The sequence below is a fragment of the Pseudoalteromonas sp. CH_XMU1449-3 genome (assembly GCF_037027245.1).
Lineage (GTDB): Bacteria > Pseudomonadota > Gammaproteobacteria > Enterobacterales > Alteromonadaceae > Pseudoalteromonas > Pseudoalteromonas shioyasakiensis.
On the sequence record NZ_JAYMDY010000040.1, the window covers coordinates 1 to 9,755 of the forward strand.

General features: G+C 40.4%; 10 protein-coding genes. 3 read left to right on the forward strand and 7 right to left on the reverse strand.

Annotated elements, in window-relative coordinates; all coding sequences use genetic code 11:
* Nucleotides 1-160: 160 nt before the first annotated feature.
* The 6 genes from WA256_RS20870 to WA256_RS20895 all read right to left on the reverse strand — a co-directional run bounded on the left by WA256_RS20870 (nucleotide 161) and on the right by WA256_RS20895 (nucleotide 6,065).
* Complete coding sequence (locus WA256_RS20870; protein ID WP_058583784.1) at nucleotides 161-1,765, reverse strand: DUF342 domain-containing protein; 1,605 nt, start codon at nucleotides 1,763-1,765, stop codon at nucleotides 161-163.
* Nucleotides 1,766-1,918: 153 nt separating this feature from the next.
* The gene (locus tag WA256_RS20875) at nucleotides 1,919-2,311 is read right to left on the reverse strand and encodes a RidA family protein (RefSeq protein ID WP_054554223.1); all 393 of its coding nucleotides are present in this window, start codon (nucleotides 2,309-2,311) and stop codon (nucleotides 1,919-1,921) included.
* Between the two features lie 11 nt (nucleotides 2,312-2,322).
* Nucleotides 2,323-4,428: a bifunctional GTP diphosphokinase/guanosine-3',5'-bis pyrophosphate 3'-pyrophosphohydrolase gene (gene spoT / locus WA256_RS20880; protein ID WP_054563422.1), complete on the reverse strand. Its 2,106-nt coding sequence runs from the start codon at nucleotides 4,426-4,428 to the stop codon at nucleotides 2,323-2,325.
* A gap of 130 nt (nucleotides 4,429-4,558) precedes the next feature.
* A complete protein-coding gene (rpoZ, locus tag WA256_RS20885) occupies nucleotides 4,559-4,834 on the reverse strand; it encodes a DNA-directed RNA polymerase subunit omega (protein ID WP_054554225.1) in 276 nt (91 codons plus the stop codon).
* Between the two features lie 103 nt (nucleotides 4,835-4,937).
* Nucleotides 4,938-5,558, reverse strand: a complete 621-nt coding sequence (gene gmk / locus WA256_RS20890; protein WP_335993288.1) for a guanylate kinase — start codon at nucleotides 5,556-5,558, stop codon at nucleotides 4,938-4,940.
* A 147-nt stretch (nucleotides 5,559-5,705) separates the two neighbouring features.
* Nucleotides 5,706-6,065 (reverse strand): winged helix-turn-helix domain-containing protein, encoded by a 360-nt coding sequence (locus tag WA256_RS20895; protein WP_335993289.1) that lies wholly within the window; start codon nucleotides 6,063-6,065, stop codon nucleotides 5,706-5,708.
* A gap of 197 nt (nucleotides 6,066-6,262) precedes the next feature.
* On the opposite strand from WA256_RS20895, the gene WA256_RS20900 reads away from it, so the two are divergent.
* Complete coding sequence (locus WA256_RS20900; protein WP_335993291.1) at nucleotides 6,263-6,916, forward strand: hypothetical protein; 654 nt, start codon at nucleotides 6,263-6,265, stop codon at nucleotides 6,914-6,916.
* Nucleotides 6,917-6,983: 67 nt separating this feature from the next.
* Here WA256_RS20900 and WA256_RS20905 read toward each other — a convergent pair whose 3' ends face one another.
* A complete protein-coding gene (locus tag WA256_RS20905; RefSeq protein WP_054563424.1) occupies nucleotides 6,984-7,844 on the reverse strand; it encodes a YicC/YloC family endoribonuclease in 861 nt (286 codons plus the stop codon).
* A 181-nt stretch (nucleotides 7,845-8,025) separates the two neighbouring features.
* Between WA256_RS20905 and rph the strand changes: the two genes are divergently transcribed.
* Nucleotides 8,026-8,739: a ribonuclease PH gene (gene rph, locus WA256_RS20910; RefSeq protein ID WP_054554228.1), complete on the forward strand. Its 714-nt coding sequence runs from the start codon at nucleotides 8,026-8,028 to the stop codon at nucleotides 8,737-8,739.
* Between the two features lie 22 nt (nucleotides 8,740-8,761).
* On the forward strand, nucleotides 8,762-9,406 hold the full coding sequence (gene pyrE, locus WA256_RS20915; RefSeq protein WP_054554229.1) for an orotate phosphoribosyltransferase: 645 nt from the start codon (nucleotides 8,762-8,764) through the stop codon (nucleotides 9,404-9,406).
* The last annotated feature ends 349 nt before the right edge of the window (nucleotides 9,407-9,755 follow it).

Genomic DNA, 9,755 nt, shown 5'->3' on the forward strand with positions numbered 1-9,755 from the left:
TAACGAGTGCTTTCTTCGAAAGCAGAATGAAGAGCTTGTTCTATATTCACAAAAAAAATCCGTAGTTAGTTGCCTAACTACGGATTGTGCATGATCATTCTGATCGGTCAACTGATCAACTTCTTAACTGATCAGCATTAGGCTTTAAGCCTCTTTTTTATTAACTGGTTTTAAACTCTACCTCAACCTTGTTTTCTTCAAGTTTTACCTTACATGGTGGGTATTGGCGGTTAGTGAGTAGAACTTTTTCGAAAATATGAATTTCGACGCCAGAATGCAGTTTTTTATTAACGACTAATTGCGCATCTTCCAGTAAATCATGCAGGTGATGCTCTAAGCTTGATAGCTTTTTCTCAAGCATTTCAGCTTGCTCGCAATAATGCATTTGTGTTGCACCAATCTTTGCGAGTAACTGCTTTTTCTTTTCGGCGTCTTTTACTTGATCTGCTTTTTCGATAGCTTCTTGCAAAGTATCAAGTTGTGAATCTGTTTGTGCTAAATCTTTTAAACACTGATCTGTTTGCGCGGTGACATCAGCACCCGAAGCAGCCAAGTGAATAACCATTTTAGCGCCAGATTCATTGCCAATTTCGCCGGCAATTAACATTTGTGCGTCTAAGATCTCTCCGCCGAATAGCTTGCCTTGCGGATTATCCTCTTGGCCTATTTGCAACAGCTTAGTGGCTTTCATTGTGCAATGGCTGGCTTGGCGTTCAATGAGGATATTATTGGCTTCAAGGTAGCAGTATTGACCATGTGATAAGTGAATGTCACCTTGGCTGATAATATTACATGACAGCTTTTTATCTTCGAGCTGGTGACCAATTACACCTTGTTTTATAGTGATATCGCCAGCCGCTGATAAATGACCAGATTCCACAGTACCCATAACTGTGATATCGCCTTTGGCATTAATACGCATGCCTGGTTCAACGTTATGAGTCACGATAACGCTACCTTCAAAATCTACGTGGCCACTTTTTACGTTTACATCGGCAATAGTAAAAATATCATCAACACGCATACCATTAGCAATATCAACAGGTACACCAGCGATCACAGAAATTAGCTCGAGCGGGTTATTTTTTGATATTTCGGTGCCTTCACCTGCGACTAGCTTGGTGTTTTCCCCCGGTTTTGCAGGAAGTACATCACCAGTAACAGTAAAGCCTTCTTTGCCAGGAGTAGCAGGAATTTGTTTTATAAGTAATACACCTGGTTCGACACTGGCTAGCTTGCCAAAGTCACGCATATCGGCTGTGCCGTCTTCACGTAGCTTAGGTGTTTTTAAGCGGTCTTTTAAGGTCTCAACCTGTGGTACAAACTTAGATGGTTGGCCATCAATCGGTAAACGGCCTTTTGCGAGCACTCCTTTAGCAACTTCACCTGCAGGTAGCTCAAACTGTTGTTGTAATAACTTTTCTAAGAAAGCTTGCTTATAACCGCGGGCAACACCTGCTTTGATAAGCTCTTTTTTGGCATCGTCAAGCGTCATGACTTTGCCACCTTCAGCTAAAGTCAGCTCGCCTGTAGCCAGCATTTTATCATCACTCAAGGTGACAACTAGGCTCGCATCATGTTTAGAGGCAACAACAAGCATGCGCTCATTTGAATCGCTTTTGAAGAAATTATTGATAGCTTCATGATCCACTCTGCATTCGCAAAATGGTGACTTTTCTAATGCTTCGATAATAAACGCAGCACTAGGAGGCGAGTTTTCATGAACATCTAATAAAACGTTGCCGTTGTGAGCGAGCTTAAACACCTGGAGATCCTTTTTTACTACATTAGCTAAAGGTTTTACTTGTTATAACAACAGAGTGCTAGAGATTTGCTAATGAGTCAAGAATTTCGGGTGAGGGAAGTAAGAACTTTTTCTAAAAAAGTGCCAGCAACTTTGCGTTGCTGGCAGGGCTGATTAGTTTGTTGAAGGTAGCTCCATGATACCGTCAATTTCAACTTGCACGCCTTTTGGTAGCGCACGTACGCCAATTGCGGCACGTGCAGGGTATGGTTGCTTAAAGTACTGGCTCATCACTTCGTTAACAATCGCAAAGTTAGATAGGTCAGTTAAAAAGATATTCACTTTTACCATGTCTTGGATTTGACCACCCGCAGCTTGGCAAACAGCTGTTAGGTTTTTGAATACTTGGTGAGTTTGCTCAGTAAAGTCTTCAGAGATCACTTCCATCGTCTCTGGTACAAGTGGGATTTGACCTGATAAATAAACAGCCGTGCCTACTTTAACTGCTTGGCTGTAAGTACCGATTGCTGCAGGCGCATTATCAGTAGAAATAAAAGATTTGTTCATGATTATCCTTGTTACTTTTTACGATAGACTCTTTGCACATCAGGCATAACGCGAATGCGGCGCATAATGTTAGCAACATGAACGCGGTTTTTAACCGTGATGCCTAAATCTATCATGTATAAATTACTTTCTTTTTCGTCAGTCGCTATTTCAACAATGTTGGCTTGGGTTGAGGCAACAACATTGGTTAATTTAGCCAGCGCACCTTGGTGATTGATAATCTCAATACGCAGGGCTGCAATATATTCTTTCTCTGGGTTATCGTCCCATTTTACAACTAAGTATTTTGAGCGCTCTTTTTCCCAACCACGAATGTTTTTACATTCTTGGCGGTGAACAGTAAGGCCTTTACCTTGGCTAATATAAGCAGTAATAGCATCACCAGGTACAGGTCGGCAGCATTTAGAGTAATTAACTAACATGCCTTCAGTACCGATGATGGTCGCTTTTGCTTTTTGTGCTAGGTCATCTAGGTCGTCAGCATCAACTTGCATCAAGCGTTTTGCAATAAGCACACTCATAAGGTTACCTGAGCCTATTTCGACTAATAGCTCAAGTACGGTATTTAGTTCATGCTCTTGAAGTACACGGCGAATGTTTTCATCTGGAATATCATCCAGTTTGGTTTCACCAAGTGCTGAGTCTAGTAAACGTCGACCGAGCAGCATGGCTTCTTCATGCTGTTGGCTCTTCAGGTAATTGCGAATACCTAAACGTGCTTTACCTGTTACAACAAAGTTTAACCAAGTTGCATTAGGGTGCGCCCCTGAGCTGGTGATGACTTCGACCGTTTGCCCTGTATCAAGCGCTTTGCTCAGCGGGTGAGGTTTACGGTTAACGCGTGCACCTACACAGGTATTACCTACATCAGTGTGAACTGCATAAGCAAAGTCGACTGCTGTTGCACCCATAGGTAGTTCAACGATACGGCCATCTGGCGTGAAAACATAGATCTCTTCAGGGAATAGCTCTGTTTTAACGTTTTCAACAAACTCAAATGATGAGCCCGCACTTTGCTGAAGCTCCAGTAAGCTTTGCATCCATTGGCGAGCACGCTGCTGTGCTGTGTGGCCTGCGCTATCACCTGCTTTTTTGTACATCCAGTGAGCAGCCACCCCTTTATCTGCCATATGATCCATGTCGTGGGTACGAATTTGAATCTCAACAGGAATACCATGAGGGCCAACTAATGAGGTATGGAGTGATTGATAACCATTGGTTTTTGGTACAGCAATGTAATCTTTAAAACGGGTTTCAATTGGTTTGTAAAGGTTATGAGCAACACCTAATACGCGATAACAGGTATCCATATTATCAACATTGATACGGAACGCGTAGATATCCATCACTTCGTTAAACGACAGCTCTTTATTAAGCATTTTTTTGTAAATGCTATAAAGGTGTTTTTCGCGGCCAGATATAGTTGCTTCGATGCCTGACTCTTCTAAACGCGCTTCAATTTCAGTCTTAATATTACTGATAACTTCTTTACGGTTACCACGTGCTTTGACCACTTCTGATCTTAATGCGCGATGACGCATCGGGTATAACGCTTGAAAGCCTAAATCTTCTAATTCATTTTTAATATCATGAATACCAAGTCGGTTCGCAATTGGCGCATAAATCTCTAGAGTTTCACGGGCAATACGACGGCGTTTGTCAGGGCGCAGTGCGCCTAAAGTACGCATGTTGTGAGTACGGTCAGCCAGTTTAATTAAGATCACGCGAATATCTTGCGTCATCGCCATGATCATTTTGCGGTAGTTTTCGGCTTGGAATTCTTTCTTATCTTTAAAGCTGAGTTTATCTAGCTTACTCACCCCTTCAACAAGCTCGGCAACGGTGTCGCCAAAAATTTCAGCTAAGTCTTGTTGGCTAAAGTCAGTGTCTTCAATCACGTCATGCATCAGGGCAGCCATCAGCGTTTCGTGGTCTAAGTGCATGCCGGCAAGTATTTGTGTCACTTCGACAGGGTGGGTGATATAAGGCTCGCCACTTGAGCGTGTTTGGCCTTCGTGGGCTTCGCGAGCGACCACGTATGCTTTTTGTACCAGCTCAATATCAGCAGGTGGTAAGTATTCGGATATTTTCTTTTTGAGGCCTTCGAATAGATACAAAGTCACACTCCAATGCGCAAATGAAGTAAATCGGTAACGGTATGAATAGAATATACGATGAAAAGAAGGGCTTGCCAACGGCTAGTGTGGAAATACTAGCCGTATAGCTAAATCAAAGCGGGGAGCTTGATTACTGGTTGCCACCTACGATAGCAGCCACAGCAGCCATTTCTGCTGCTTCTTGATGTTGTTGTTCTTCACGATCAATTAAGTCCATAGAAGAGCTATCTACTAACCCTTTCTCAATTTCACGTAAAGCAATAACCGTTGGTTTGTCATTTTCAGCATCAACGAGTGGATCTTTACCACCAACCGCGATTTGGCGGGCACGACGAGCCGCAACTAAAATTAAGTCAAAACGATTACCAATTGCATCTACTGCATCTTCAACAGTTACGCGAGCCATCTTAGCACTCCAAATAAATTCTTAAGCAAAGGCGTAGTTTACTGTACCAAGTTAAATTCGCCAATAGCTTGTGGTTAATTTTTATCTTATTCTTAAAAAAGTATTACTTAAGTAAGTTCTCTAATAACGCCTGATGGCGCACAGCTTGGCTTTTTAACGATAAACGTTTAGCCATAACGATAGTTTCGATTTCTGTAAGTGCAGTATCAAAGTTATCGTTAACCACAACATAATCATACTCATTATAGTGCGATGTTTCTGATTGTGCTTTTGCCATTCTTCCTGCGATTACCTCAGCAGAGTCTTGACCACGGTTATTTAAGCGTGATTCAAGTTCTTCTTTTGATGGTGGAAGAATAAAGATAGTCTCAACATCATCAACTAATTTGCGGATTTGCTGAGCACCTTGCCAATCGATATCTAAAAATACATCAATACCTGCTGCAAGTTGGCTTTCGATTGCTTGCTTAGACGTACCATAGTAGTTATCAAACACTTGCGCCCATTCAAAAAAGTCATTTTTCTCAATTAGCGCTTTGAACTCATCCACAGAAACAAAGTGATAGTGCACACCGTTTTCTTCACCCGGACGAGGTGAGCGAGTGGTGTGCGAAACCGATACTTTCATATCGCTGTGTTTCTTTAGTAAAGCACCAATTAAGCTTGATTTACCAGCCCCTGATGGAGCTGACAAGATAAATAAATTTCCGCGAGTTTGCGCCATGATCTGTCTCTAATAAAAAATAAACAGGCTCGGACTATCGCTAATCCAAGCCTTTAATTGAACTATTGTACTTTATTTCGCTAAAAGTGCTCAAGTTAGAGTCTTGTTACAATAGAATTTGTGGGATCTACTTTAACTGTTATTGAATTATACTGACCCAAGGCTCTCAATGGGCTTTATGTCGGCAATAAGACGATACCCAAGCTTTCTTCGAGTAACTATATATTTAGAGTCTTTTGCTGAATCTCCAAATACCGCTCTTAGCTCTGAAACAGTTTTGTTAATTGAGCTGTCAGATACTTCATGCCCCCAAACTCTGGCTATTAATTCTCGTTTATTGGATAGTTGCTGATTATTTTCAACTAGAAAAGATAGCAATAAGAAGGGTATTGATGTGAGTTCATGAATATCACCTTTTGGTCCCTCTACTTGGGCTAGCTTAGTGTTAAAAATATAATTTCCTATTTTATACAAAATATTGTCCATTATAGTTTTTGTTGTTTCCATTTTATTACCTTGTAAACATGTTTTTTATTTGGGTAATTACATGAATTTAAAGGTTTTTTGTATAGTGGGCTAAATACAATGAAAATGCAACATTCATTTAATGTTCAGGTAAGGTACAACATATGCAGTTTGAACGCTTTAAGGGAGAATATGAGCCAAGTATGAATGCATAGAGCTTATAAAAAACGGAGATAATAATGCTAAAAAAAATACTTCCTACACTTACATTAGTTGCTTCAACATTGATAATTAATGGTTGTGCTACTCATGCAGTTGTTGAACAAACTGTAGTTGAAAAAATAAACAGTCAAAACTTTGAAAATAAATCATTCAAATACAACATTCTATACAGCCAACCTAAGCCAGGCATTTTTTCTGGCGGAGAGCAGTTACCATTAACTCCTATTGAACAAGCTGAATTATCTGTTGCCTCAGCGCAAGTCTTGGGAAGGTTGAATGAAATATTAAAATCAAACTTGCCTAATTCAGTGAGTATTGTTTCGAGCCAAGGTGATTACGGCCTTAGTATTGCAATAACTGCTAAAAATAAAAAAGGCCCAGCTTTTGCTGACTATGATATGGCTGCTTCAATGGGAAAATCATTATTAACTTTGGGTTTAGGCTCAAGTGAATACACGATTATTGCTGACTTTGATATTCAATATTCTTTACAGGATGCAAAAGGGCGAGAAATTCATACAAATACTTATAAAGTGCTTGAAGAGCTTGATCATGAAAAAAGTAAGTTTGATGGCAATGACATTGGGCATTCTTTAGCTGAGCAGCTATTAGAGAAGCATATAAATATTACGTTACAAGACTTTTTACGTAATGCAGATACAAAAGTCTAGTTTAAGGACACTTAAAAACAAAAGACCCAGCAGATGCAGGGTCTTATAAAAATGCTGTAAAGCGTGATTATTCAATATTCTGAATTTGTTCGCGCATTTGCTCGATTAACACTTTTAGTTCTACCGCAGCGTTTGTGATATCACTGTTGATAGACTTTGATGCTAATGTGTTTGCTTCACGGTTAAACTCTTGCATCATAAAGTCTAGGCGTCGGCCACATGCGCCGCCTTTAGTTAAGATTTTTTTGGTTTCTTTAACATGCGACTTTAAGCGATCAAGTTCTTCAGCAACATCTTGCTTTTGCGCAAGGTAAATAAGTTCTTGCTCAAGGCGAGACTCATCGATATCTGTTTTTAGTTCTTCTAGCTTTTGGTTTAGTTTTTCGCGCTGCCATTTAGCAATTTCTGGCAAGTGGCCTTCAACAATGGTTACTTGCTCTAAAATAGCATCAAGGCGAGTTGCAATCATTTCTTGTAAGTTTGCGCCTTCATCGCCGCGAGCTTGTTTAAAATCTTCAATTACTTGGTCAAACCCTGCAATTAGCGCAGTGTTTACACTATCCATATCGAGCTCTTCGGCTTCCATAACGCCAGGCCAACGTAAAATATCAACAGGGTTGATGTCACCATTGCTTTGGTTTTGCACCCATTGTGCGCTTTTAATTAATTGCTCAGCGAGTGATTCGTTAATCGTTAACTCACCAACATGCGCTGGATTTGCAGCAAACTTTAAGAAAACTTCAACCTTACCGCGCTGTAAATGTTTACGTAAACGCTCACGAATAACTGGTTCCATGCCACGAAATTGCTCAGGTGCGCGGATAAAAGTTTCAAGGTAACGTTGGTTTACTGAACGAATTTCCCAAGTGCCAGTGCCCCATTCGCCTTTAATTTCGCGGCGCGCATAAGCTGTCATGCTGTGGATCATGGATGATTTCCTAGTGTTATTAAATTTACAAAGTTGAGTGATTATACCGAATCAGCTTTTAACCTCTAGCGTAAATTTTCTGAAATGTGTTTTTCTGATGCAGTTAATTATGTAAATCAACATGGCATCTGGCACCACATCGACTTATAATGTGGCAAATTCAGAATTAAGGGGATCGTTAATGCGTCCAAGCGAAAGAACACCTAACCAAATTAGACCGGTTACATTTACACGTAATTACACTATGCATGCTGAAGGTTCAGTATTAGTAGAGTTTGGAAATACTAAAGTTTTGTGTACAGCAACTGTTGAAGCTGGTGTGCCACGCTTTATGAAAGGCCAAGGTAAAGGTTGGGTTACGGCTGAATACGGTATGTTACCTCGTTCAACACATACTCGTAATGGCCGTGAAGCATCGCGCGGTAAGCAGGGCGGTCGTACTATGGAAATTCAACGCTTAATCGCACGTGCACTTCGTGCTGCGGTTGATTTAAAGGCGTTAGGTGAAAACACCATTACTATCGATTGTGATGTTATTCAAGCTGATGGCGGTACACGTACAGCATCAATCAGTGGTGCATGTGTTGCATTAGTTGATGCGCTTACTTACATGCGTAGTAAAGGTATGATCAATTCAAACCCACTTAAGCATATGATTGCGGCAATTTCAGTTGGTGTATATAAAGGTCAACCAATTAGTGACCTTGAGTACCTAGAAGATTCTGAAGCCGAAACAGATATGAACGTGATCTTGACCGAAACTGGCAAAATCATCGAAATTCAAGGTACAGCTGAAGGCGAACCTTTCTCATTCGACGAACTTGATGAGCTACTTACATTAGCTAAGCACTCAATTCGTGAAATTATCGACGTTCAAAAGCAAGCATTAGCTTAATAAAGAAGTAGGTTTATTAGTTATGAAAGATTATCAAAAAGAGTTTATTGAATTCGCACTTGAAAAGCAGGTGCTTAAATTTGGTGAGTTTACTTTAAAGTCTGGCCGCACTAGCCCTTATTTCTTCAACGCTGGTTTATTTAATACCGGTCGTGACCTTGCACGCTTGGGTCGCTTTTACGCTGCAGCACTTGAAGATGCGGGCATTGATTACGATGTATTATTCGGCCCTGCTTATAAAGGCATTCCAATCGCAACAACGACAGCGGTTGCTTTAGCTGATCATCACGACAAAGATGTACCTTACTGTTTTAACCGTAAAGAGAAAAAAGCACACGGTGAAGGTGGTACATTAGTAGGTTCTGAACTTAAAGGTAAGATCATGTTAGTTGATGACGTGATCACTGCAGGTACAGCTATTCGTGAGTCTATGGAAATCATTGCAGATAATGGTGCAGACTTAAGTGGTGTTTTAATTGCACTTGACCGACAAGAGAAAGGCAAAGCTGAGTTATCTGCTATTCAAGAAGTCGAGCGTGACTTTGGCACTAAAGTTATCTCTATTGTAAAACTAGCTGACTTAATTAGTTACCTAGAAGCCAAAGGCACAATGGATGAGCATTTAGCTGCGGTAAAAGCATACCGTGATCAATACGGCATTGCTTAACACCTAAAAACGCGAACAATTTAAAGGCCCAGCTATATTGCTGGGCCTTTTTGTTTTTAGAGTCTTGTACTTTTATGGCCTTAAATACGGTCAAAAAGTTACTGAAGCGTTAATAAAGTTTATCTTTTGTAGTGTTTAGACTGAAAAGGATACAAAAGGCAGTTTTTTTAAAGTTTTCTCGAAAAAATGCTTGCGTTAATTCGCTGCATCCCTATAATGCGCATCCACCGACACGGCGGACTGCTTACAAAAAAGCAAAACGACGAGTTGGTTGAGTCAAGTAAGACTGAGTTTTGAAAAAATAAACTTTTCTCAAAATTAAGTGTTGACAAAAATAACGGCTTGCGTA